At 47.8% G+C, this 24565-nt stretch carries 20 protein-coding genes; 8 read left to right on the plus strand and 12 right to left on the minus strand.

Annotated elements, in window-relative coordinates; all coding sequences use genetic code 11:
• The first annotated feature begins 65 nt into the window (after positions 1–65).
• From AAKU64_RS00830 to AAKU64_RS00840, 3 genes are all read left to right on the plus strand, one after another.
• Positions 66–1055: a hypothetical protein gene (locus tag AAKU64_RS00830; RefSeq protein WP_354360885.1), complete on the plus strand. Its 990-nt coding sequence runs from the start codon at positions 66–68 to the stop codon at positions 1053–1055.
• Between the two features lie 8 nt (positions 1056–1063).
• Complete coding sequence (locus tag AAKU64_RS00835; RefSeq protein WP_354360887.1) at positions 1064–1897, plus strand: hypothetical protein; 834 nt, start codon at positions 1064–1066, stop codon at positions 1895–1897.
• A 126-nt stretch (positions 1898–2023) separates the two neighbouring features.
• Positions 2024–2803 carry a hypothetical protein gene (locus tag AAKU64_RS00840; protein WP_354360889.1) on the plus strand — a complete coding sequence of 260 codons (780 nt, stop codon included), beginning with the start codon at positions 2024–2026 and terminating at the stop codon, positions 2801–2803.
• A gap of 103 nt (positions 2804–2906) precedes the next feature.
• Here the strand turns inward: AAKU64_RS00840 and AAKU64_RS00845 are convergent, their stop codons facing one another.
• The 10 genes from AAKU64_RS00845 to AAKU64_RS00890 all read right to left on the minus strand — a co-directional run bounded on the left by AAKU64_RS00845 (position 2907) and on the right by AAKU64_RS00890 (position 15665).
• Positions 2907–3821, minus strand: a complete 915-nt coding sequence (locus AAKU64_RS00845) for a DMT family transporter (protein WP_354360891.1) — start codon at positions 3819–3821, stop codon at positions 2907–2909.
• Between the two features lie 184 nt (positions 3822–4005).
• Complete coding sequence (locus AAKU64_RS00850) at positions 4006–4812, minus strand: peptidase MA family metallohydrolase (RefSeq protein WP_354360893.1); 807 nt, start codon at positions 4810–4812, stop codon at positions 4006–4008.
• 436 nt (positions 4813–5248) lie between these two features.
• Positions 5249–5968, minus strand: a complete 720-nt coding sequence (locus AAKU64_RS00855; RefSeq protein ID WP_354360895.1) for a LytR/AlgR family response regulator transcription factor — start codon at positions 5966–5968, stop codon at positions 5249–5251.
• Positions 5965–7140, minus strand: a complete 1176-nt coding sequence (locus AAKU64_RS00860) for a sensor histidine kinase (protein ID WP_354360897.1) — start codon at positions 7138–7140, stop codon at positions 5965–5967. Before AAKU64_RS00860 ends, AAKU64_RS00855 begins: the two co-directional genes overlap by 4 nt.
• The gene (locus tag AAKU64_RS00865; protein ID WP_354360899.1) at positions 7104–8102 is read right to left on the minus strand and encodes an alpha/beta fold hydrolase; all 999 of its coding nucleotides are present in this window, start codon (positions 8100–8102) and stop codon (positions 7104–7106) included. The genes AAKU64_RS00860 and AAKU64_RS00865 overlap by 37 nt, the downstream gene beginning before the upstream one ends.
• 70 nt (positions 8103–8172) lie before the next feature.
• On the minus strand, positions 8173–9102 hold the full coding sequence (locus tag AAKU64_RS00870) for a methylglyoxal synthase (RefSeq protein WP_503012682.1): 930 nt from the start codon (positions 9100–9102) through the stop codon (positions 8173–8175).
• A gap of 222 nt (positions 9103–9324) precedes the next feature.
• Positions 9325–10662 carry a bifunctional diguanylate cyclase/phosphodiesterase gene (locus AAKU64_RS00875; RefSeq protein ID WP_354360901.1) on the minus strand — a complete coding sequence of 446 codons (1338 nt, stop codon included), beginning with the start codon at positions 10660–10662 and terminating at the stop codon, positions 9325–9327.
• Positions 10663–10773: 111 nt separating this feature from the next.
• Complete coding sequence (locus AAKU64_RS00880) at positions 10774–12537, minus strand: cyclic di-GMP phosphodiesterase (RefSeq protein WP_354360903.1); 1764 nt, start codon at positions 12535–12537, stop codon at positions 10774–10776.
• 265 nt (positions 12538–12802) lie between these two features.
• Positions 12803–14866, minus strand: coding sequence for a CocE/NonD family hydrolase (locus AAKU64_RS00885; protein WP_354360905.1), 2064 nt, complete (start codon positions 14864–14866; stop codon positions 12803–12805).
• A gap of 142 nt (positions 14867–15008) precedes the next feature.
• Positions 15009–15665 (minus strand): GGDEF domain-containing protein, encoded by a 657-nt coding sequence (locus AAKU64_RS00890; RefSeq protein WP_354360907.1) that lies wholly within the window; start codon positions 15663–15665, stop codon positions 15009–15011.
• Positions 15666–15776: 111 nt separating this feature from the next.
• On the opposite strand from AAKU64_RS00890, the gene AAKU64_RS00895 reads away from it, so the two are divergent.
• Positions 15777–16448: a pyridoxal-phosphate dependent enzyme gene (locus AAKU64_RS00895; RefSeq protein ID WP_354360909.1), complete on the plus strand. Its 672-nt coding sequence runs from the start codon at positions 15777–15779 to the stop codon at positions 16446–16448.
• A gap of 433 nt (positions 16449–16881) precedes the next feature.
• Here the strand turns inward: AAKU64_RS00895 and AAKU64_RS00900 are convergent, their stop codons facing one another.
• A complete protein-coding gene (locus AAKU64_RS00900) occupies positions 16882–17493 on the minus strand; it encodes a peptidoglycan recognition protein family protein (RefSeq protein WP_354360911.1) in 612 nt (203 codons plus the stop codon).
• Between the two features lie 164 nt (positions 17494–17657).
• Between AAKU64_RS00900 and AAKU64_RS00905 the strand changes: the two genes are divergently transcribed.
• Together AAKU64_RS00905 and AAKU64_RS00910 are read left to right on the plus strand one after the other, a co-directional pair.
• Positions 17658–18578 (plus strand): 1-aminocyclopropane-1-carboxylate deaminase/D-cysteine desulfhydrase, encoded by a 921-nt coding sequence (locus AAKU64_RS00905; protein ID WP_354360913.1) that lies wholly within the window; start codon positions 17658–17660, stop codon positions 18576–18578.
• A gap of 121 nt (positions 18579–18699) precedes the next feature.
• On the plus strand, positions 18700–20046 hold the full coding sequence (locus AAKU64_RS00910) for a glycosyltransferase (RefSeq protein ID WP_354360915.1): 1347 nt from the start codon (positions 18700–18702) through the stop codon (positions 20044–20046).
• A 51-nt stretch (positions 20047–20097) separates the two neighbouring features.
• Here AAKU64_RS00910 and AAKU64_RS00915 read toward each other — a convergent pair whose 3' ends face one another.
• A complete protein-coding gene (locus tag AAKU64_RS00915; protein WP_322120785.1) occupies positions 20098–20463 on the minus strand; it encodes a hypothetical protein in 366 nt (121 codons plus the stop codon).
• Between the two features lie 253 nt (positions 20464–20716).
• Here AAKU64_RS00915 and AAKU64_RS00920 point away from each other — a divergent pair, with 253 nt between their 5' ends.
• The gene (locus tag AAKU64_RS00920) at positions 20717–21154 is read left to right on the plus strand and encodes a DUF4399 domain-containing protein (protein WP_354360918.1); all 438 of its coding nucleotides are present in this window, start codon (positions 20717–20719) and stop codon (positions 21152–21154) included.
• Positions 21155–21677: 523 nt separating this feature from the next.
• On the plus strand, positions 21678–24503 hold the full coding sequence (locus AAKU64_RS00925; protein WP_354360920.1) for an ATP-binding protein: 2826 nt from the start codon (positions 21678–21680) through the stop codon (positions 24501–24503).
• Positions 24504–24565: the final 62 nt, after the last annotated feature.

Consider the following 24565-nt stretch of genomic DNA (forward strand, 5'->3'; position numbering starts at 1 on the left):
CAGCGCGCATAAAAATGACGTGCAGATTGTACAGAGATGTTACTCACTTCACTACGGATCGGCACATGAAGTCAATCGCAAAAAGAATTATCCATACCTTCGTTGTCGGAATTACGACAGTTGCCTTGTGTATGCCGATGTTAGAAACCGCCAACGCTAGTGCAGTATCGTCAGGCGCACGATCTTCCGGCGGCTCTTCACGCAGTTTTAAATCTGGTTTCTCTTCCCAGCGCAGCACCAATGCCAATGGGAATAACAGCAACGGCAAATCAAGCTTACCCGCCTCTGACGATCGTAACAGCGGTAAAACCAACACAGGTTTTGGTAGTTTTTCTTCATCGCCATCCAACACTGTTACGGCGAATGTAACAAATGCGGCGACAAACAATACCGTCAATAACAATGCGGGCAAATCCAACTCTGCGCTAAATCGCGATCTGGATAGCAGCCGCTCGCAAAACACTGCGTTAAAAAATTTAGATGCACGCACCTCGACATCCGCTGCTAACGCAAATAATCAACCCGCCAGTGTCAGCGTGACCGGCAAGCCGTTGGGTGCCTCGTCAAATACGTTTGGTAACTCTGCGCAAGGTTCTATCGCACAAGGTTCAATCTCAGCGCCAGCTTATGGGCAACCAATGCAGCAAGCACCATCGACCATCATTGTGCAAAGAGAAAGCAGTGGCATGGGCGGCGCATTCTGGGGCTTCATGCTCGGTCAATCAATGAGCCATCACAATTATGGCGGTGGCTATGGTGGAAATTACGGACCGGGTTATGACAATCGTCCACGCGACGCTGGATCAACCAACGGGAGCACGACTGACAATGCAAGCAATACAAGCAATGGTGGCAACGCCACACCACAGGTATCAACAAATAACAAAGTTCAAGAATCAGAATCCTGGTTTTGGCGTCTTCTAAGACTGATGTTGTGGACAGCCATCTTGTCCGGCATTGCCTGGGTTGGCTACAAATTACTGCAGTTTCATAAAGCTCGCAATCAGGCACGCACCCAAGCAAGTACTCAAAATTATTCATTAGGAAAGGTTTAATCCGCATCATGGCCTGGACAGAAGCTTATCAATACGCTGGAAAAATACTCGGCAAACACAGCTCAGTTGCAAATGGACTGGCGAATCAACATCAAGATTCAAATCAAGCCGATGCCAATTTGCCCTTAAAGGCACGCATAGGCGGCGTGTTGCAATTACAAAAAACGCCCTTCATCCGTGCCATCAGCCAAGGATCGCTGATCGCCATGCCAGACGACGGCAATTGCCTGATCCGTGCGATCAGCCGGGTACGGCTAGAAATCGCCGGTAGTTTGTATCGCTATTACCTGAATACAGGTGATCAGGATGCCAATGAGAGTTTTGTGCAGCTATATCAAAACGAGCAAGGCGATATCTCAGAAGTCATGTATTACCAACGCCTGACCCGTTTTGTTCCAGAAACGATAGAAGATCAGCAAGCGTTTTCGGGTGAAGCTGGAGCAGGTCTGGGCGACCGTACTTACTCACTCTGGCGTGCTCAGTTAGAAGCGCAATTCGTGGATAACGGACTCGATGCGGCGACCTTGGCTAACAATCTAAATAGTATTTTTGGCGATAGCGATCAGATCGACTACAGCCGTGATGCCGGTGATCCAAATAGCGAATTCGTCGCTCCGTTTAAAGCGCAAGAGAGCCGGATCGATGACGCCATCGGTCAGCACGGATTATTGCAGGACATTGTATTCATGCCCTATAGCCGCGCGCTGGACGGCTTGCGCGAAAGTCTTTTAATCAGTACAGAAATCGTCAGAAGCCGCGACGGCGATACCAGCAGGCGGGAGATTCATGTCGATTTCATGATCGGAATTCCAGTCGAGCTGGATAGGTTGCTGATCCAATGATGCGTCTTAAAAAGTCACATCAGCAGCACAGTAGTAAAGCAGTCAGTAATTTGTAAATGCTTCAAATGATTTGTCATACCACTTGGTATTTATCGCAGCACCTTTAACTCCTTGAGAGGAAGCAAAATGAGCAATTTGAATGGTTGGGGCCTGACCGCACGCTTGATCTCCAAACACTTTGGCGTACTCGGCGACAAAGTCTCCGAAGCGATTGCCAATTTCGACCCGGAAACCGCAACCGAGGCCGACCGTGATCGTCTGGCCGCCACGCTGAGAGAGAGCGCGCAAAAACTGGCCACTGCCCGCGCATCTTTTGACAAAGAACATAACGACGTCATCAAACTACGCGAGCTCATCGCTAATGATGAAAAAGCCTCCAGCACACTCGCCGACCGACTAGCCTCTGGCAAAATATCGGAATCGACAGTCAGTCTGTTTTGTGACGAGCTGGAAGCCAATAAAGCTCGCTTACCATTGGAGTTGCAAGAAGAGGCCGACGCACAGCAATACATGAACGAACTGCAAACCATCGTCGATGCCTTTTCTAAACAACTCGCTGAGTTTGATGCTGCCGCCAAAAAAGCCATGCAAAATCTGGCCAGCGCAAAAGCGCAAAAGGATTTACAAACCATGCGGGTAGAACGCCAAAGCCAGCTCAGCAGTTTGTCCGGCATGCAAGGCCAGTCCAGCGCACTCAACGCCTTAACCAAGCGTGCCCAAACTGTGAGCAACGAGGCAGCAGGTATGCGCATCGTCGCCGATATCGGACAAAAACCGTTGGATCAGGCAGCAGAAATTGACGCGATCAGAAAATCAGTCGGTCAGGCGGACACAGCAGGCGAAACGACACTGCAACGCTTGCAGCGTTTATCAGGCAAAGCTACGGAAACTAGCGTTGCTGCATAAGTAGTTTAATGATTAGATCGTAGTCCGAGATTGGCTAGTAAGGGATCGTATCGTCAGTGCTGACGATACGATTTTTTTCTATGCAAGAAGGAGAAAATTCTGATCAAGCCACGACAGATTTTTTAGTTTGAACCGCAGGTTTTAACACTGCCCAAACCGCCAGTCCAATTAACGTACCACCCACAATATGTCCCCAGGTAATTTGCTCACCCAAAAAGATGGCGCCCCATAAGACACCAAATGGCGGTATCAAAAATGTGACCGTCAGAGATTTCATCGGGCCAATATCCGCAATCAGGCGGAAATATAAAATGTAGGCAAACGCGGTGCAGACCAAGCCAAGCCCTGCCATCGCCAGCCACAATCCCGTGCCACCCCAATTCGTCAAAGGTTGCCCTGCGGCGCTACTGGTACTAAGAATAAATAGCGGCATTAAAAAGACAGCAGCACCTAACTGGCTAGCAAATGCCAGCAATTTACTATCGAGCCCACCTTTTTCCGTAATCCAGCGCCGAGTCATAAAGCTCGCAACGCCATAACAAGCGGTGGCGATTAAACACGCCCCGGCACCCATCATCACCTCCGTCGTCATTTCGACCGAACCAGCTTTTGTCAACACCACGACACCGATCAAACCCAACAAGACGCCGACAAATTTTGCCAGCGTTAATTTCTCCGAAAAAAACAGAGACCCAACAATCACACCCATCAATGGGGTAGTCGCATTGAAGATGGCAGAATAGCCCGCTGGTAATATTTTTGCGGCAAAGCTATACATCGCAAACGGGATGCCAGAATTGATGACCCCCAGCGCCATCGCCGCACCGATTTTCCCTTTAAAATCCCACTTAGTCCGCATCAACACCAGAATCAACAGCAATCCGATTGCGCCAAATATAACGCGGAAAAAAGCCGTCGGCAAAGCCCCAAGAACCGGCGCGATAATGCGCATGAATAAAAAACTGGCACCCCAAATCGCGGCTAACACAATCAACCGCACGGTATCGCTCAATCTCATTCTATGGTTCCTTTATTTTTTATGTAGTCCAGATTGAGCTGTTTTATAAGCCTTACAGCCGTCCGGTCCCCAATAGGTTGCTCAGTGTGTTTATACCAAACCCGTAGCTCTTTGGTGACTTTAGCAGTTAAGGTAGATGCCACCATCATCTGAGTTATTGAGTATGGTACTTACCATACCTCAGTCAAATCTTCACCAAGAAGCCATGCCACAAGGCATCAACATCTTCGCCGTACGCGGCCCTAAACGCTTGCGAAAAGCTTTGCCCATGCTCAATTGATAGTAGAAGCTGCTTGAATGCTACCGGGTTACTGCTATGCAGATATTCAACAAAAATAGCAGCCTGTCGATAATACATGTGAGGCTTGAGATCGTATGAGGCGGCGCTCTTAGGTGTTAGCGGCGAGCCATGATTCTCCGGTGAAAAGCTGTGGCCTGTCTTGATGCTATTCAAAGCATCCTCGTTTGTAACAGTCTCCGCTCCGCCCCCGGCTGATACCCAAGTCGCCAAGCCTTCATGAAACCATCCTGGGATACTAGCCCATGACCATGTGCCCATGGTCAACGCAAGATTCAAATGAGAAAGTTCGTGTGTAACGATTCCGGGAATGCGCTCAGGTGTTGCCAGCAGCTTGGGCGATAAGTGTAGGATGCCGAAGGATACCGCACCCTCAGCGTAATCTACCGAGCCACTGAATTGAGAGAAATCTTCGCGTGAGGCATACGTACGTATGATCATTGGTTTTGTAAATACGCAGTACTGCCCTTCCTCGACAGTCCGTTGTGCCTGGTTGATAGCAGGGAGAATAACTTGGGCCAATTTCTCCGATCCCGGTTGGCATTCAATTCTTAGATCTTCAGTGCATTTATAGAATGAGGATGTTGGTAATAAATATGCGCGAGTAACTTTTGCGACAGTACATCCGCTCATACAACAAAAGCTGCAGGCAAGAGCCAAAAGATATGCAGCGACGCGACAAGCTTTGCTCATGCTGACACCTCCACTGAAAGAACTCGGCTGTGCAAGGAGTCTGTCAAGGACTTGGGTATCAACGCATCAACCCACACATCCAGCAGGCGTTGAAAATCTCTCTGAACTGCGACTAGGTCCATCAGCGTCTTTTCCGGCGTCGGGTTGATGAGGATATCCAAGCCGCTTCCGTCCGTGTCTTGATCGTGGAAGACTGAGCAAAACACCCGCGGATTCCAGGCAGGACGAGACCCGACCACGCCGCGAATCGTGGCACGGTTCGAGTGCAATATAGTTGAAGGCTTCAAGCTTTTGCTCCCACAAGCAACTCCAATTTAATGATCATTAAAAAAAATTGGCGCAATATCAAAATCCTTTTTTACTCTACGACGACGAGGACTTGTCGAATAGCCAGAAACTCTTAAATCCGGATACCTTTTTTATAAAACTAATTCTTTTAAAATCGATTAGCTTGCTTAAATTCCGTCGCACGACGGCGCGACATTTCTATTTTTTGACCATTCTTTAGCAGCATTTCCAATCCGCCAGAAGCAGTTGTAGACATCTGTTTTACAAACTGTAAATTAACGATATGTTGTCTGCTACTTCTGATAAAAATCGACGAGTCCAGTTTTTGCTCTAGCTGGTTTAGTGACCTTAAAAATAGAGGCCGTTGATCTTCAAAATACACACGTGTGTAATTCCCTTCAGACTCAAACAAAGCGATATCTGTAATGGCGACAAACCAGCAGCGTTCGCCATCCTTGATAAATAATTTCTCTTCTTGTGCGACAGTATTTTGACTCTTCTGCACATCTGCGATGTGATTTTTTTTGGAGTGAACTCTTTGTAATGCATGCGCCAACCGGTTTGCTTCTATCGGTTTTAACAAATAATCCAGCGCATTGACCTCAAACGCCCGCATGGCATAAGTATCGTAGGCGGTAGTAAAGATAATTTGAGGAATATGATCCAAGTTGCTCAATAGGTCAAAGCCAGTGCCGCCTGGCATTTGTATATCCAGAAAAACTAGCTCTGGTTTTTCTGCCTCTATCAGTTGTTGTGCCTCAATGATATTGGTGGCTTCACCGATGATACGAATATGAGGATGTGCTATTAATAGACGGCGTAATTCTGATCTGGCCAGTCGCTCGTCGTCAACAATCACGGCATTCATGCAGTGGCCTTCAATAGTTGATAGGGCAAGATCAGGGTCGCATGCACCCAATTTTCGGGCGTAATAGAGTCATCTGTGATTTGTCCAGTTTGCTCAGTGAGGGCGATACTGGCGGCATCACCAAAAATTAATTTTAACCGCTGCTCTGTATTTTTTAAGCCGAGCTGTGTTGATTTTCCGGGCAACATCAACTTGCCGTGATTGGCAACGACGATGCGTATGCTGTCGCTTTTTATTGTGGTTATGCGATGCACGGTCAGATGTATCTGGCATGGCTGGATGCTAGGCTCTACGCCATATTTGATCGCGTTTTCTATCAGGGTTTGTAATAGCATTGCAGGCACAGCGCAGTCATCTACACTCGTTTGAATTTCTTCTGTAAATAATAAGCGTTCCTCAAAGCGAATTTTTTCTATCGCCAGATAAATACGCACAGCCTCTAACTCTTGCGCCAAACGCACCGTGTCTTGCTGACCAGCCCGCAAACTATAACGCATCATGCCAGCTAATTTATCAACCATACTGGCAGCGGCAATCTGGTCTTCAAAAATTAACCCGCGCAGACTATTTAAACTATTAAAGAAAAAATGTGGATTGATTTGTGCCTGTAGTGCACGCAATTCAGCATCTTTGACATTGACTTCGAGTTGCAGTTTTTCCAGTTCAAAACGGCGGGCACGCCTGCCGGAATGTACCGCAACATAAATTGTGGTCCAGATTAAAAATACCGTCATCCAGACTGGCAAGTAATTCAGCGCGCTACTCCAGCTTCCGCTAAATAATGCAGGGCGCAATATAAAAAAGGCCGCGACGATGAGCAGTGTCTGCACGGTTCCTAGTAAGGTAATACCGGCAGTCAAGCGAAATAAAGGTATCTTGCTACTCTGACCGATACCTAAGATATGGCATAAATAATGTCGCCATAGATGGGATAGTGCTATCCCTAAGATGGAACTCCAGCCCCAAATCAAAGTAAAAGCGGTGAGATCTTTTACTTCACTTTGTCTGGAAAAATTCCAATTCACCAAAAACAGCAAGCCCCAGCCGCTGATCTGGCATAGCCAGTAGCCGTAAGCGCGCTTACCAGAATCAGGATTGCCGGAGCTAGGCTCCGGCATGAAGATCAAATTATGCTTCACTTCAAAAAACTGTCCATACGATCGAACATCCATTGCGGGTCGTCAAACATCATGAAATGGCGGGCGTTATCAGCCAGTTCAATTTTTGCCTGCGGTAACTGTGCATACTGGGTTTTAAACGTGTTTTCAATTGCAGAGCGCGGTGCATAATCGCGATACGCAATCCACGTACCAAGTACCAGCGTTGGTGCTTTAATTTTGCTGATATCTTGCCGCATATCTTGGGACATCATTTCATACATGGCATTTGCAACAGCTGTCTGGTCGGATTTTTCGCTCCAACTGATGACACGCTCCACATCCGCTGGTTTACTCACCATACTGACAGCAGCTTGCCGCCGCATTGTAGCCCGGCTGGCATCGTCGCTGTGCAGCATACTATTACGCATATTGCTGGCCATTTCTTCTAACTGCGGTGTGGTAATGCTTGGCATTTGTGTGGCGCCGAGCGCTGGCAGAGAATCTACAATCACGACCTTACCAACCGCAGCCGGATAATCACTGGCTAATTTTAAGGCTAAAAAACCACCTAAACTATGTCCGACTATCACTGGCTGTTGTAACTTATTAGTGATGATGTAATTAGCGAGCTGCTCTTCGGCTTGTTTGATCAATGGGCCATCGGTTGCTGGTGCGCCTGCAAAGCCTGACAGTGTCAGTACGATACAACGATATTGGCCAGAGTAATGCGCGACCGTATCGTCCCAAACTGCACCTGAAGAGGCTAGTCCGGGAATCAAAATCATTGGTTTGCCCTGACCAGTGATATTGACTTGAAACGCGGATTTACTTGCTTGCTGCGTGCTTGTCTTGCTATCTGCCTGATCGGCATATACCGGACTGATCGCGAGCGTACTTGTGCATAAACTGATGAGCGCGACACCAGCGAGTTTGGCTGTAAGACTGGCTATAATTTTTGCCTTAGGTGTCGTGTTCAGTGGTGTAGTAAGTGTTGTAGCAGCTACTATTGCAGATGATGTCAAAGTGGTTTTCATAATTTGTTTCCTCCAGTGACATCATCCTAATTTGATCGCAAGGCCGATTCCAGCGATTTGGGATGAGTGGTCAGCTTTGAGGATGAATGGCGCGGTTTGTTAGCAAACTCAGCCAACGGTCGCTGCCATCGACATCGCTGATGACGCTGGCGAAATCGGTGACGGTACGGGCGGCACGTTCTAGTAATTGGATATCGGCTTCGTGCTGACGGGCGACGTGAGGGTCTTCTAAGAATAAAATCCGGCGGATTTGTTTATCTAATACCAGTTCGGCAATTTGCGCATCACCGCCCAACGGGCCGGACAAAAAGGGTTTGACCCAGTTTTCACCGGCGTCTTTGCCTTTGACTTTTTGCGCTAATTGATTCAGTAAGCCGCCTGTCGTGCCGGTGGCATAACGATAGCTAAACTGGTCTAACAGGGCGAAATGTTTTTCGGCCAAAGTGAGCATACGGTTTTTCATCGCGTCATGGGCGATCAGAGCGATCCCTTCGCCGTCAAACTTAAAACTGGCATTGAGCGAAGTATCAATCGGCTTGCCGATGGCACAGGCTTCTAACTCCAGCCATTCTCTGGCGGCGGCCAGGGTCGCTAAAAAAGGTTTGCCGTGGATGACGCATTGACGTTTTAACGCCAATGCCTCCGGAAAAATAGAGGATGGATCGACCGGATCAATCAGATAAATGACAGCGTCCACCGTACGTGCCGGATCACGATCAACCACGCGCGATACCAGCTTCATCAAACCGCCTTCACGTCCGTAGGGGAAGCGTTCGTATTGTGGGCAAGAGTCAATCAAACCATGCGTCAGGATGGCATCCAGAGTGCGGCCAACGACAATCATTTCTGGCTGGAGTTGGTGTAGCGCGGACCTTGCGCCGCGCAATAATTGCACCAAAGCGGAATCAGCGGCGTCTTGATGGCTGCGGTTAGCGATCAAGCCAATACGCATGGGTTTTGCTGAAGTGTTCAGGGTGTTGAATGTACTAAATGTACTCATGAAGTAGTCCGGCAAATACGTTTAATCTGGATGAAGAACTAGCGTGATTTAAATATACTCCCCATTATTTATTATGAAATAGCCGTATTGTCCAATAATCTTATGGACAATTAAAAAATACATACCAGGAGTATATTTTAGTTCGTTTTTAAAATGACGCTGTGATCGATGGCAAAACCATAGACAAAACCGATCGCCTACAAGCGGAATTACTTTTTAGTTTTACTTTTCTTTAGCGTGATGAAAATGATCCTGCCAGGACAATAGCTGTTCAGCTGGCATAGGCTTGGCGAAGAAATATCCTTGCACCTGATCGCAGCCCAGCGCCTCTAGTTCAGCCAGCGTTTCTGGTGTCTCTACTCCCTCAGCAACGACGGGCAGACCAAAGTTATGCGCTAGGTCAATGATGCTTTGTACGATCTGTTTGTCTTGTATGGAATTGCTCATACCATGCACAAACATGCGATCAATTTTTAACTCATCAATGGGAAAGCGGCGCAAATACGCGAGCGAAGAATAGCCAGTGCCAAAGTCATCTATCGACAAATGGAAGCCGAGTTTTTTCAGCTCAAACAGCAAGTCGGTGCTGTGTTCAATATCATGAATAAATGCGCTCTCGGTAATCTCTAAACCAATCGCAGAGGCAGGCACATCCCAGACGCTTAATACGCGCTGCAAAATTTGTGGCAACTGCTCCAACTCAAGCAGACGTGTGGATAAATTCACCCAAATTAAAATCTCATGACCGGCTGCTTTCCAATTACAGTATTCACGCATGACCGTATTTAATACCTGCAAGGTCAGTGCTTCTATCATGCCGCTGCGCTCTGCTGCATCAATCAAAATATTGGTAGGAACACTGCGGGGATGGTCGTAAGGCCAACGCACTAAGGCCTCGATAGACACCATGCGGCGAGTGACTAAATCGACCTTGGGCTGGTACACCACCATCAAGCTGTTAGCGTTCAACACTTCGCCTAGTATTTTGGGCAAGTCGGCAGCGATAACATCATTGTTATCTTCCGTCGCCGCCATCAAAAATTTGAGATTGGCCGCGTGCGCATGTTTTTGTGCATTGTCTGCTGTACGCAGCAAAGCCAGCGCAGAGAGGGTGTGCATGGGTGCGCAGGCAATACCAATGCTGGGCATCAAAAATACGGTGTGCTCATTGACCCGCAATGGAGTACTGAGTTCACCTAACAAACGATGCACCGCAAGGATGGCGAGCGCTTCGGATGAAAGTTGCGGCAGAATAAACCAGCATTCGTTTTCATTGACGAAGACGAATTTATCTTTGCTACGTAAAACCGGATGTACACGAACCAGAAATTGGCGCTTTACCTCATCGGCGTATTCATCCAGTAGCAGCGCAGCAATCCGCTCTGAACGTTGTAGCGACATGACTAAGACAGCGACCGAAGAAGTCTCGCTAGCGGAGGCGATCACCGTTTGCAATTCTGAGAAGAAGGCACCGACCGACAGTAACTCCGATGAAGATGGAGACTGGGGTTGAGGCTGCGGTTGAGATGAGACTGGTGGTGTAACAGCTGGCGGCAACATGGATGTACTCTAAAAATTGGGGGCAAACTACTGATGAACTGTCAATATGCTGCCCATCTACGACCTTTAAACTCATGCTAAGACGACGACTATCTTATGACGTTCTTCGTCTCACCCCTGATAAAAATCTCTGCAAGCCAGACCATACGCACCGTCTGGCAAACCGCGCAAGATCTTCATTCTCTCATTTTCTTCCGTATATTCTTGTAACATCAAATCGAGTAAGTTTGGTTTTGCCAACAAACTTTTATCAGCAGCCGTAAGTAGCAACACTTTTGGCTCTAGTCTGCGAATTTTATTATGCTCCAGCACAATCCCAACCTCACCTGTCGATAGTTCTATCATGCTGCCAACCGGAAAAATCCCCACAGCCTGAACAAACTCCTCAACTAACGGTGCATGCAATTGCACTCCCGCCTGTTTGAATAATTCTTTCATTGCATCAAAAGCCGAGCGGGTAATGTCGTAAGGACGTGCGGAAGTCATTGCGGCAAAACTATCTGCAATCGCGGCCATACGCCCAAAAATACTGATCCCGCCACCAGACAAGCCATACGGATAACCGCTGCCATCCAGACGTTCATGATGCTCGCTGATCCCTAGCATGACGTTAGGTGTTAGCGGTTCTTTGCTGACAAGAATATCAATACTGGCGGCAACGTGAGTACGCATTAATATGTTTTCATCGTCAGATAACTTGTCTGGTTTTTTCAACAAAGTATCGGGTAATTCCAGCTTGCCGATATCAAGCAATAAGCCAATCAAACCTAGCTCGGTTAACTGCTGGCGAGAAAACCCTAAATGACGACCCAGCGTCATCATATAGATAGCGACTTTTAAACTGTGTGTGTAGGTGCTGGTATCTTCTGCATGCATGCGCACCAGCCACATCAATGCAGATGGATTAGCAATCACGCTTTCGCTCAATAACTGCACCGTAGGCTGAATCTCTTCTAACGCAATGCTGTGATCGTTTTGGATATCGGAGGATAATTTTTTTAATACATCGTCAGCTTGCCTGATGCCAGACCGAGCATAACTAAGTTCCTCCTGAATCGGTATTTCACTTTGATACACAACCAGCGGAATTGAGCTTGGCAAATAATCGCGTTTGCGTTTGCGCGCGGCTAATTTACGAAAATTTTTACCGCGCTCATGGGTTTTATTCTGCTGTTGCTGCAAACGCCAGTTTTGCCAGCGTTCAAGCCAGCTCAGCGGAGCAAAGACGACGTCACGCGGATATAAATTAGCGATTAACTGGGTAAACTGGGGAGTTGAACTTGGGGTTAATTTGCTAGTCCGATCAGCCCGTCCGTTTGAGGTATTTTTACCACCTGATTTTTGTGAATTACTACGCTCTTTGGAGGCATAGCGTAAGTAGTATGGCTTCGGTTGCTTGCTGCTGCCCGACCGTTTTTTGGAGCCACCTCTTACGCTGATAGACTTATCAGGACGTTTGAATATGGCATCCAGCCAACCCCAGAAAGATTCCAACATACCAGGAGACTCAGAAAGGTCATTTTTGCTGTCTGATGTACTGTTTGTTTTTACGTTCGATTTGCCCGCACTATTGCTTGCGGCGGGTTTATCACCTGCAATTAATTTGGCAGTGTCGGATTGTGTTGGCAACTCATGCAGGCTATCCCAAGGCAAATGCAATAGAGATGAGGGACTACTGCGTCTGGGATCGATCACGACCTCACGTACCAGTGATTGCAGTGTCGTTAAATCCAGCATTTCTGTGAGCAAAAAACCTTGCAACATGAAAGGTGAATTGACCCAAGGCCGATCTAACTCAGAGATAAACATCCCTAAACGCAGATCGTCAATACTGACTCGCAGTGACTGGCTTAATTTTTTTTGCTGTTGGGTCACGAAACAGTATTGAGCTAAGTAAGTAGAGTAAATTAAATAAGATTTTATTAAGCCCATCGAAGATGTGAACTTATTTTTGCCCATCATAGCGGGACTTAGTTAAAAAAACTACCGTTGCAAGGTGTAAATAAAAATCCCACAACAAAGTGGGATTTTATTCACAAAAAAAACCTGTTTTAGTCTAAAAAGAGACGCTTTATCTATTTATAAATCACCCAGCCTAAGTCGATATCAATAATCACATCAGTCCTAGCGCGGTTAATAACTACTCATCCATCGCAGGCAATATCTGCACCTGCAAGGCGCTGGCTTCTACTTTTGTATGATAAATCTTATGGGTGGCTTTGATAAAGTCACTATCTTTCGCTTCAAAAATATTCGGTACATACGTCTGTGGATTTCTATCCACAAACGGGAACCAGCTTGACTGTACTTGCACCATGATGCGATGACCGCGCTGGAAAGTATGGAGCACGTCATTAATACCAAATTTTACTTTGGTGACCTCATTTGGCACAAACGGTTTGGGACTGGAAAAACTATCCCGGAAGCGCGCCCGGAATGGTTCGCCCCGCACCAGAGTTTGTTGCCCGCCACGATTAATATCGCCTTCTGCTATCGGCATCTCGGCGGGATTGACATCAATCAGCTTGACCACAAAATCAGCATCGGTACCGGTGGTACTGACAAACAAATCTGCCGTCAATGGTCCGGCAATCGTGACATCACGTTCCAACACATCAGTCTGATACATCACCACGTCTGGACGACGGGAGGCAAAACGCTGATCCGCCGCCACATATTGATTGCTCCAATTGGTAGAAATCTCGGTGGTATAAGGCACTGGTTTGGCGGGATCACTGACGTACTCATCAAACTTGGTGTTAGTACTGCTGCTGGCGTCTAAAGTTGATGTAGAGCTAGAAGCGGACATCGCCTCGTCAGCAGGTGCTTTAAAACTGAGCTTGCCGTTGGATTGGAAATACAGCGACTTGCTTTCTGTATTTTTAGGTGGCCATGCGTCAAAGCTACGCCAGCGGTTGGCACCGGTTTCAAACATCCATGCTTCGGACAAATTAGGCTTGTCGCCACCCTTTAAATGGTATTTAAAAAAAGCGAATTCAACCGGCTGATAACTCAGCGCGGTCTTAAAACCAAAGTTAGCGTCACCCACTTTATCGCCATCACCACGGGTCCAGCCGCCATGTGTCCATGGACCAATCACGATGCTATTGCTGATGCCAGGATTTTGTTTTTCGATGGCTTTATAGGTTTGTAAGGGACCATATAAATCCTCGGTGTCGTACCAGCCACCGACCGTCAGTACCGCAGCTTTAATATTTTTCAAATGCGGTAACAAATTACGGCTTTGCCAGTAGGCATCGTAATTAGGGTGTTGAATAATCTCATTCCAATACGGGATTTCATTTTTAAAATATTTAGGATTCGCGTTGGACAGCGCACCTAAGTCGATAAAAAACTGGTAGCCGTCTGGCGTGCCATAAGGGAATGGTCTAGACTTATTCAGGTCTGTTGGCACAGGCCGTGGTTTGCCAAAACTACTAAAAAATCCAAATGCCATCTGCAAGTTGAAAGCGCCGTTACGATGCATATCATCGCCACGGAACCAGTCTGCAATCGGTGCTTGTGGTGATACTGCTTTTAAGGCCGGGTGCGAGTCAATCGCACCTGCCGAGGTATAAAAACCCGGGTAAGAAATACCCCATTGACCAACCTTGCCATTGTTGTTGGGGATGTGTTTGATCAGCCAGTCAATGCTGTCATATGTGTCGGTGCTCTCATCAAAATCGGTCTTGGTTTTATTCTCTATGTGTGGCCGCATATTGACATAGTCGCCTTCTGACATCGTGCTGCCACGCACGTCCTGGAACACAAAAATAAAACCTTCTTTTTCATATTCTGCTGTGGAGCCCAGGGCTTTTTTATAATTCTCACTGCCATATGGCGCAACTGAATACGGCGTACGTTGCATCAACAAGGGATAGCGCTTGCTGCTGCTGGCATCGTTGGGAATATATACCGCAGTAAACAAGCGTTTGCCGTCACGCATAGGGATGCGATATTCAAATTTGCTATAGTTTTTCCGGATGTAGTCGCTACGCTGCTTTAGCTGTTCTGCTTTGGTCTGCTCGGCCTTATTGTCAGCTCTGTTATCGGCGTCACCAGGCGCTTGTTCGTTTGTATTTGATGCGTAACTACTGAGGTTGGCGGTAGTTGCATAGCTGCTGATATGCGCAGTGCCTACAGTCACAACAGCGCCTATCAAACCGCTCCTCATCAAAAGCGATACCAATGGTGATTTGCTCATAGTCTTTTCTTTATTGTGGATTTTGAGAACAGTTTATGCAGGCTGAATGGACAAGCTGAACAATCACAAGTTCCCGTGTGCCAAACCAATTGCAGCATAGTGTTGTTGAATAATGCGGAGTCAGAATCGGGATGAGTAGGTGCTACAGTTTGTCAGGATCAAAGTCCGGCAATCCTGGCTCGATCTGACTCAGACTATCCGCCCCTTTTGCCTGGGCTAACACCAAGGCCTGGCGCGCCCGTTCTAACATTACTTCGGCGCTGTCGCCTTGTGCATTGGTCGTAAGCCCTGTGCAAAACGTGATGTTGAGATCAGGCGCAATGCTGTTCCAGTCTACCGCCGCATAGGTTTTTTTTAAGCGGGTAATCGCTTTAACGCTTTGGTCTATCCAGGTGGTTGGCATGACGATCGCAAATTCATCTGCATTAGTGCGACCAAAAGAATCCAGCGTGCGCAATAGTAACTGCGCCTCATCCGTTAATTTTCGCAATACTTGGACGGCGACACTACGACCTTGTTGGTCCATGATTGCTTGAAAATTATCCAGCTTGATCAGCGCTACGGTAAAAGTGTGGCCAGTACGATGCGATCTCGCCAGCTCGTCATTTAGCCGATCAACCAGGGCTGAGCGTTTTAACGCCCCCGTCAACGGGTCGTGCCGGGTCATGCGCTCTAGATGCGACAAAACGGTTTCCAGCACGGGCAAAACATCTTCTGTTTCGGCACCGGTTTTCAGGCTATGGATCGCCTGGGACAATTTAAGTTGGGCATTGCGGTCGTTGGGGTTGTCAATAGCCATTGGCATTCCTGATCTTTACATCTAATTTGGTTTGATGATGTATTTGATTACATGAGTCAGACGATAATAGCCTCACTCTACCATTTTGATATTTTCTGTCAGCAATTTTCTATGTCTGCTTTGCCTCTTTTTAATTTTCCGGCCTCGCCCTGTCAGCGACTGGAAAGCCGCTTCTTCGCCGATCTAGAGGTGTGGATAAAGCGCGATGATTTGCTACATCAGCAAGTCTCAGGCAATAAATTCCGTAAATTGAAGTATCCGCTACAAGCTTTAGCGGGGCGTTCGCCTTGCATGGTAACGATGGGTGGCCCTTGGTCAAACCATCTGCACGCGACTGCCCACGCCGCTGCGTTGTTGGGCTGGCGTACGATTGGTTTAGTCCGTGGCGCCCCAGAAATGCAGTCGGCAACGCTAGATGATTGTCGCCAACTGGGTATGCACATCGTCTGCGTGACGAGAGAGGAATATCGCCAGTTGCGCCAGCCAGACGATCGCTGGCGTCAGCATTTGCCAGCGCCATATTTTGCTGGGGCAGATTATGTCTGGCTGCCAGAAGGCGGTAGTAGCGCGGCAGCTTTACATGGCGTAGCAGAATTGGTGGACGAGGCCATTGACCAGATCAGATTCATCCCGGACAGCATCGTACTCGCTTGCGTCGCGGGTGCAGCCATGTCCAGATATCTTGGCAAGATTGCGCGTGCCAATCCTACTATTATTTCTAGTTGTGGATATTTTACATACCGAGTTATACGCGTCTGTAAAATTTCTCTCGGTCACCATTGAAACGGAGAGAATTTGCAGGTGGGACAATATAAGGGTATTTTTTTCCCATTCCTCATTAACAAAGAGCCAGACCGGAATTGATTCACGGTCCATTCAGCGGAGCTACCATCGGAGAAAAGTATTTCTCCACTTGCGTAACATGGCGACCAATCGAGAGTATGGTGAAGGTCATCTTCCCTGATTATTTTTGCCTGGCTCCAGTATTGCCGCAGTCTGGCCTGGCTTAGCAAGAAGTTATCGCAAACGACAGCGTTATCTTGCTCAACGGGTGATTTAGCAGCATTTTTTAGGATGCTTATTTTGCTAACTCTCCCCAATTTCAACGGACATAATGCTGGTTCAAACTCAGATCCTTTGGTGCATTGACCCGCTGCAGCGACAGGTTCTGTCGTAACATATGCAACGAAGAAAAAAACAATCAAAAGTACACGTATTACCATTTGGCTGTGCTCGCTTCAGTTGGGTTTTTTCTAGAAACATCGGGATGTCTAAAAATTTCGCTGGTCTGTATTTCTAAAAGGGCGCTCAACTCACTCACTAACCATTGTAAAGAAGTATTTTGATCTTTATTTACTGTTCTATAGACTTGATTTTGCTCGTTTACTTTACCTCCCGCCGGAGACGTTGCCTCACCGACTATCTCTATCCCTATGCTGTCTTGGTTTGATGGAAACCTATTAGGAAAATCCTTTGCCATTTCACGTTTGTTTTCACCGCTTGGACGAAAATGTTGTAGCTGTTTCAACTCAATAGGTGTGCAGCGCTTTTCCCATATGCATCGTGATTTTAATTTTCCGACGTGCCAAGTTTGTTGATAAATTGACGCGGTTTGATAAATGCGTCCATCAATATCGATCAAAAAATGTGCGCCATTTGCAGAGGGTTTTTTATAGCTATCGATTGACGATTGCGCTGTAGCGCCACCAGTCTGATGCACAATGATGCCGTTTATCGTCTTTAATTTCCCTCGCTCAATACTTTTACTTCTGGCTTTTGTGACGCGACGATCAACAACCATGCCATCTAAATCAATCAATAAATGCATTTCTCACCTCTTTGAGGATAATGAATTTGACTAAGCAAACCTGCCGTTTATCGAGCGTAAAGCAAACGACAAATAAGTCAATTAAAAATATAGCAATAAAGATAATTATGTCATTTATACTGGTTCGAGTTATATATATCTGAATCACCACTCTGCAATTTTCTATGTCTGCTTTGCCTCTTTTTAATTTTCCGGCCTCGCCCTGTCAGCGACTGGAAAGCCGCTTCTTCGCCGATCTAGAGGTGTGGATAAAGCGCGATGATTTGCTACATCAGCAAGTCTCAGGCAATAAATTCCGTAAATTGAAGTATCCGCTACAAGCTTTAGCCGCACGTTCGCCTTGCCTGGTAACGATGGGCGGCCCTTGGTCAAACCATCTGCACGCGACTGCCCACGCCGCTGCGTTGTTGGGCTGGCGTGCGATTGGTTTAGTCCGTGGTGCCCCTGAGGTGCAGTCGGCAACGCTAGATGATTGTCGCCGACTGGGTATGCACATCGTCTGCGTGACGAGAGAGGAATATCGCCAGTTGCGCCAGCCAGACGATCGCTGGCGTCAGCATTTGCCAGCGCCATATTTTGCTGGGGCAGATTATGTCTGGCTGCCAGAAGGCGGTAGTAGCGCGGCAGCTTTACATGGCATAGCAGAATTGGTGGACGAGGCCATTGACCAGATCAGATTCATCCCGGACAGCATCGTACTCGCCTGCGGTACAGGCGCAACCCTGGCGGGCGTATTGGCAGGGTTGCGCGGACGCAGTCAGGCTGTGGGGATTGCGGTTTTAAAGAACGCCGACTACCTGCATGCCGATATCTCTCGTCTTCTACAACAGGCAACCTATCCGGCTCACACCAATTACCAATTACTTACCGGTTACCATCAAGGCGGCTACGGCAAAGCACCGCCAGCGCTGCGCCAGTTTTGTAGCGAATTTTCGCAAGAAACCGGCATAGCTATCGAACCGGTTTACACCGGAAAAGTATTTTACGCGCTGATGCAAATGGCACAGTCAGGTGAGTGGCGAGGCGGTCGCCGGGTCTTGGTATTGCACACAGGCGGCTTGCAAGGCGCCCGTGGTTTTGCGTAAGTCCTGCAAGTTGTATTTTTACATACTAGATGGGTGTATGAGTTAAAAACCGCATATTGCCCAAGTTTTACATGGATAACTAAAAATACTCCCCTAATTCTTAAATTATTAGCTTTATAAAATGAATAAAATCCTGATCCTCGGCTATGTCTGGCCGGAACCTCGCTCCTCCGCTGCCGGTAGCCGGATGATGGAGTTGATTACGCTGTTTCGCGCCCAGAATTGGGAGGTGTTATTTGCCTCTGCTGCCGCCTTATCCGAGCACCGTGCTGATTTGGCGGCGTTGGGCGTGGCGAAAAAAAGTATCGCGCTCAACTGTGCTACTTTTGATAGCTTTATCGCTGCTTATCAGCCGGATATGGTGTTGTTTGACCGGTTTTTTACGGAAGAACAGTTCGGCTGGCGGGTGGAGGCGATATGCCCCGATGCTCTGCGCGTATTGGACACGACCGATCTGCATAGCCTGCGGGATGCGCGGCATCAGCTGTTAAAAGCGACCCAGCATCATTACCGCAATGAGGCCGAGCGTTACCAGGCTAGTCCTGTATTAGCCTCGCCAGAGGCATTGCGTGGAGAAATGGGCGGAACGCATGGAAATCAAGGCATCGCGCAACGTGAAATTGCCGCAATTTATCGCTGCGATCTGACCTTGATGATCTCCGATGCGGAGATCAATTTGCTGCAACAGCAGTTTGGCGTTCCCGCCATGTTATTGCATCACTGCGCCTTGATGCTGATGCCCTCATCTGCAGCGCATCAGGCACGGCCAACATTTGAACAGCGGGCACATTTTTTCAGCATCGGTAATTTTCGCCATGCGCCCAACTGGGATGCGGTGCTATGGTTAAAACATGCTTTGTGGCCAAAAATCCGTGAGCAATTACCCGATGCACAATTGCATGTAGCCGGCTCGTACCCGCCACCTAAAGCCACAGCCTTGCATCATCCTAAGCAAGGTTTTCATGTGGTGGGCTGGGTAGCGGACGCACATCAGGCCATGTTGCAGGCGCGTGTCTGCCTGGCACCTTTGCGGTTTGGTGCGGGGATTAAAGGCAAACTGGCAGATGCGATGGCATGTGGTACGCCAAACGTGACGACCGCGATTGGGTGCGAAGGTATGCAGGGCGATTTACCTTGGGGCGGCGCACAGGCAGATGATGCAGTCTCGTTTGCTAATGCCGCCGTGGCGCTGTATCGGGATCAAGCCTTATGGCAGCAGGCGCAAGCAAATGGCGACCGGATTTTGCAACTACGCTTTGATCGTGACGTCATCGCGGCAGCTTTATTAGATCGCTTGCAAGAGGCTTATCAACAGCGGGCGGCGGGACGGCAGGCCAATTTTGTGGGCAGCATGTTGCGCCATCATCACCATAAAAGTACCCAATACATGTCGCAATGGATTGCCGCAAAAAATCAACTTTTGGCATTGGAGCCTGTCGCGCCTGATCAGGCTGACAATGCTGGGTAATTTACGCCAGTGACGCCAGTTAGGTGCCTGTTGGAAGGCTACGGGAAGCGTCTAATAACGATATTCATCCACCAGATGTTTATGAAAACTATATTTAGTCCCGCCTTGTAAAACATCAATCAGTTTTTTAGCATTGGCGGCAGAAATAAAAATATCTGCTACCCCATCTTTGACGCGGAATTTAGTCGCCGGACTAAGGATATTGTTGGGCTTGATCGTCAGGTGACGGATGATTTTGGCTTTCTCATTGCAGATCAAAAAATGACATTCTTTTTTGAAATTAGCTAAAGGAATGTTTAACCACCAACCTTCATCGGCGACATAGCGCACAACTTGCGAGAACTGGGTATTGCTGTCATTGAGCAGCTTGACTTGTAGCGAGTCATTGGCGATTTGTATAGCTTCGGATTTGTTCATGATAGGTTGGGATTAAAAGTGTCGTGATTTGCGCAAGGATACACGTTGGCTAGCTCAGACTTGGAACAATTATCGGGAGAGCCAGAAATTTTTTAGAAATGAGCGCAAAGTAGTTTGCATGCGAAGCTTGGAATTTGCTTTGATTTAGCTCTGATTCGGTTTTGGTTTTGCCTTAATTATTGCAAATGGTCAGTTAGCTGCCGCCAAGCTTTTTCATACCCTTTGTTGTCAAAACATTCAGGAGATCTTCACTATGTCACTATTTAATACATCCTTTTCATTATCCAAACTAACCTCGCTCCCATTATTGCTGGCCGGTTTGTTATCGTTCTCATCCGTCTATGCAGCCGAGCGGACTTTTTTTGAAGCACCATCGGATAACGCCGAAGTTACCTCGCCGTTTAAAGTCAAATTTGGTCTAGAGGGCATGAAGATCGCTCCGTTGGGTGATATGACCGCGAAAACTGGCCATCATCATTTGATCATCGACGGCGGCGCTATCCCTGCCGGTACTTCTGTCCCTATGGACGCGACGCATATTTTCTATGGCAAGGGTCAGACCGAAACCGAACTGACTTTGCCTCCAGGCAAACACACCCTGACTCTGCAATTTGGCAACGGTGCACACCAGTCTTATGGACCGGAGATGAGTAAAACCATCACCGTGACCGTATTGCCTGCTGCCAAGTAAATAAGCTCAGCCTATACCCCCAAGCTGAGCAGTAAGTAACAGAATACTGTTTGCAATAAATATACTCCAATAGAGTATATTTTAATCGTCCATATAAAATATGGAGAAAAGGCGCAGTTCATCGTATTTAAGTAGGGAGTATATTTAATATTAGGTCTACACCAAGATTGCGCCTTCGATTTTTTGCTAAAACGAAGGCGCATTTTTTTAACTTTGCGGTGTTCTAGGTTGCTCTATGCTGCCAATTAGTTGGTCTATTCGGGTCTACTTTGGTCTATTCATGTCTGAGTTAATCCAATCAATAGATTGCTTAATTCGCGTCAACGCTGGTTTCAGGCTTTTTAACGCGATCACTTGATTGATCACTTAATTCATCGCTCAGTTCATCACCATCTGGCTTGAGCAAAGCTTACCAATCGCTGTACTATTAAGTGCTATTGCAAAAAAAGCCTCGTGCTTTAGTCTTTTGCCTCATATCGTTTATCCCAATTTCTAGGTTACTAATTTGTATAGTTATATCGCCATGGATATGTTTGTTCCCAATGAGGATGTTACTCATTGGGAGGAACAACTCCCACTTCTAAATGGCAGCCAACGCTTGACGATGTTGGTGGCATTAGCTTGGCAATTTCGCCAGCGCGATACTAACTATTCACTGCAACTGGCAGATCAGGCCGACCAACTGCTGGTCACTTTTTCTTCAGGGGATATTGATCACCGCGAGTTAGCACGATTACGGGCACGCTTGCTCTTAGTGCGAGCGGAGGCCAAATGGTTGATGGCCAAGTTTACAGAAGCTGAGCAAATAGTCGCGGATGCCTTCCGGATATTTTTAGCTATTGACAACGACGATGGAAAAAAAGGCTGCTGTGATGTGCATTACCTGCTCGCCTCAATCGCGCTGGCGCGGGGTGACAGAACGCTATTAGTCGCTGAACTGGAGCTGGCGACAATCGCTGCATTGGCCGCCAACGATGCTGAGCGCGAGGTGATGGCGCAGTCTTTTCTTGCGACGCAAACCGCCTTAAGCAACTTGACTCTAGCGCAGGAGCGCTGGGGTGACAAGTTTCAGTCAGCAATGCTGGATACGCGTCAGAATATTGTCGGCTGTGCCTGTGATTTTTTGAGTATAACCGCAGCGTTGTCTAGCGATTTCGGGCAAGCGATTACTTACGGCATTCAAGCCTATGGGAACGCGCTACAAACTGGCCAAATCCGTCGTGCAGTCATCTTAACGACGAATATCGGCGATGCTTTCAACAGCCTGAACGACCATCAAGCCGCATTACAGTGGATGCAGATCGGACACGATCTGGCGATGCCGACTAACTGGCCGGGCAGCGTTGGCAGTTGCCTGATGCAAATGGCAGAAACCATGCGGCGTCTGGGTCGTCTGGAGGCAGCCAAAGAATTGTTAAGCGATACCATCGCGATCCTGGCACCGATGTCAGAGTCGCGCATGTACATGATGGCGCTACGTTACCTGAGTGATTTATCGCTGGATTTGGGGGACTATCAACAGGCGCTGGACAGTTTTCGCTTGCTGCAAGAAAAAGCTGATGTCCGTGATCAGTTTGATTTTAGAATCGGTGCACGGCGCGGGCAAGCGCATGCCTTGTCGATGCTGGGTCAGCCTGCCGATGCGTTGGCGATTGCCGAGCAGGCACTCTTGCTGGCGCGGCATAGTCAGGACAGTTATCGCCGGATAGACGTATTGCGGGTATTGGCCGCGATTCATATGCGGCATCACTTGCCGCCACCGCCTGACATGCAAGAGGCCAGCGCAGCACTGCATTATTTAAAGCGCGCATTAGATATTGCCAGCAATATCACTGGCTATACTATTTCTGGTGAACTGCTGGAAGAAGTAGCGGACGCCCAGGCAGAAATTGGTAATTTTGAAGATGCATTTGGGCTTGGCAGACTTGCTATCGCCGCGCGCGAAAAAATTCATAATCAAGAAGCCAGTAACCGCGCGACCGCCATGCAACTTAGTCACCAGACTGAGCGCATGCGCGCTGAAAGCGAACACTTGCGGCAGTTGGCAGATGCTGAGGCAGAGCGCGCCGAAGTGCTGCGACAATCCAGCAAAATTCTGGAGCGCCTGGGGATGATCGGGCAAGAGATCACCGGTAGTTTAGACGCCAATGCGGTCTTCCAGGCGCTCAACCGCCACGTCCACGGCCTGCTGCATGTCACCGCGTTTGTCATCTATATTATGGACGCCGATCAGCAAAGTATGACCTCCGCCTTTGGTGTAGAAAACGGTGAGCCGATTGCGCATGATACGGTATTGATGTCGAGCGAGATTTCGCACTCTGCACGCTGTATCAAAGAACGTAGCGAGATTCTGGTTGAGATATCGCCCGACGAAGACAATCCAGGTTTACTCCCTGGCACCGAACCGGTATTAAGCACATTATTTGCCCCGTTGATGAGTGCGGATAAGGTACTCGGCGTGATGACCATACAGTCCTCCAGACAACATGCGTATGGCGAAAGAGAGCGCATGATCTTTCGTACCCTCTGTGCTTATGGCGCGATTGCGCTTGCCAATGCAGATGCGTACCGGCGCCTGACCCAGACCCAAGAACACTTAGTGGCACAAGAAAAATTAGCCGCGCTAGGTGCCTTGGTGGCAGGTGTAGCGCATGAGTTAAATACCCCGATTGGCAATTGCCTGCTGGTGGCCAGCACCTTGCAAGACAACACGACTGATTTACTCAGTAAACTCAATCAGCAAAATTTGCGCCGCTCAGATTTAGTGGCGTTTTGTGAAGATGCCAAAACCTCTTCAGAGATCATGATGCGCGGTCTGAGCAGTGCCGCTACCTTGGTCAGCAGTTTTAAGCAAGTCGCCGTTGACCGCACCTCAGAGCAACGTCGTCCGTTTGAATTACATCAGGTATTACACGATATTATTGCGACCTTAAATATTCGTATCGGCCACGCTGGTCACACCATATTGTCGGACGTACCGCTGATGATACGGATGGATAGTTATCCGGGTTCTATAGGTCAGGTGATTACGAACTTAATTGAAAATTCTATTTTGCACGGCTTTGATCATGGCAAGCCTGGCATCATGCGTCTGGCAACATCACAACCAGATCCGCATCGGGTTTTAATCCATTTTTCTGATAATGGTGTCGGTATAGCGGAAGAGAATTTGAAGCGGATTTTTGATCCGTTTTTCACCACCAAGCTTGGGCAAGGCGGTAGCGGTTTGGGATTAAATATTTGCTACAACATCGTCACATCGATTTTACAAGGACAACTTACCGTCAAGAGCAAGCTGGGAGAAGGCTCAACTTTTTATCTGGATTTGCCATTGGTCGTACAAAAATAAATATTCGTGACAAGCTATGAAAAAATAAAGGGCTACGAAAAATCGTAGCCCTTTATTTTTAT

Origin of the sequence: Undibacterium sp. GrIS 1.8 (assembly GCF_040544445.1) — a bacterium.
Classification (GTDB): domain Bacteria; phylum Pseudomonadota; class Gammaproteobacteria; order Burkholderiales; family Burkholderiaceae_D; genus Undibacterium.

Bases quoted from the DNA above. Each gene is read 5' to 3' on its own strand.
- AAKU64_RS00830 (WP_354360885.1), top strand. From the start codon at position 66: ATGAAGTCAATCGCAAAAAGAATTATCCATACCTTCGTTGTCGGAATT.
- AAKU64_RS00835 (WP_354360887.1), top strand. From the start codon at position 1,064: ATGGCCTGGACAGAAGCTTATCAATACGCTGGAAAAATACTCGGCAAA.
- AAKU64_RS00840 (WP_354360889.1), top strand. From the start codon at position 2,024: ATGAGCAATTTGAATGGTTGGGGCCTGACCGCACGCTTGATCTCCAAA.
- AAKU64_RS00845 (WP_354360891.1), bottom strand. From the start codon at position 3,821: ATGAGATTGAGCGATACCGTGCGGTTGATTGTGTTAGCCGCGATTTGG.
- AAKU64_RS00850 (WP_354360893.1), bottom strand. From the start codon at position 4,812: ATGAGCAAAGCTTGTCGCGTCGCTGCATATCTTTTGGCTCTTGCCTGC.
- AAKU64_RS00855 (WP_354360895.1), bottom strand. From the start codon at position 5,968: ATGAATGCCGTGATTGTTGACGACGAGCGACTGGCCAGATCAGAATTA.
- AAKU64_RS00860 (WP_354360897.1), bottom strand. From the start codon at position 7,140: ATGGATGTTCGATCGTATGGACAGTTTTTTGAAGTGAAGCATAATTTG.
- AAKU64_RS00865 (WP_354360899.1), bottom strand. From the start codon at position 8,102: ATGAAAACCACTTTGACATCATCTGCAATAGTAGCTGCTACAACACTT.
- AAKU64_RS00870 (WP_503012682.1), bottom strand. From the start codon at position 9,102: ATGAGTACATTTAGTACATTCAACACCCTGAACACTTCAGCAAAACCC.
- AAKU64_RS00875 (WP_354360901.1), bottom strand. From the start codon at position 10,662: ATGTTGCCGCCAGCTGTTACACCACCAGTCTCATCTCAACCGCAGCCT.
- AAKU64_RS00885 (WP_354360905.1), bottom strand. From the start codon at position 14,866: ATGAGCAAATCACCATTGGTATCGCTTTTGATGAGGAGCGGTTTGATA.
- AAKU64_RS00890 (WP_354360907.1), bottom strand. From the start codon at position 15,665: ATGGCTATTGACAACCCCAACGACCGCAATGCCCAACTTAAATTGTCC.
- AAKU64_RS00895 (WP_354360909.1), top strand. From the start codon at position 15,777: ATGTCTGCTTTGCCTCTTTTTAATTTTCCGGCCTCGCCCTGTCAGCGA.
- AAKU64_RS00900 (WP_354360911.1), bottom strand. From the start codon at position 17,493: ATGCATTTATTGATTGATTTAGATGGCATGGTTGTTGATCGTCGCGTC.
- AAKU64_RS00905 (WP_354360913.1), top strand. From the start codon at position 17,658: ATGTCTGCTTTGCCTCTTTTTAATTTTCCGGCCTCGCCCTGTCAGCGA.
- AAKU64_RS00910 (WP_354360915.1), top strand. From the start codon at position 18,700: ATGAATAAAATCCTGATCCTCGGCTATGTCTGGCCGGAACCTCGCTCC.
- AAKU64_RS00915 (WP_322120785.1), bottom strand. From the start codon at position 20,463: ATGAACAAATCCGAAGCTATACAAATCGCCAATGACTCGCTACAAGTC.
- AAKU64_RS00920 (WP_354360918.1), top strand. From the start codon at position 20,717: ATGTCACTATTTAATACATCCTTTTCATTATCCAAACTAACCTCGCTC.
- AAKU64_RS00925 (WP_354360920.1), top strand. From the start codon at position 21,678: ATGGATATGTTTGTTCCCAATGAGGATGTTACTCATTGGGAGGAACAA.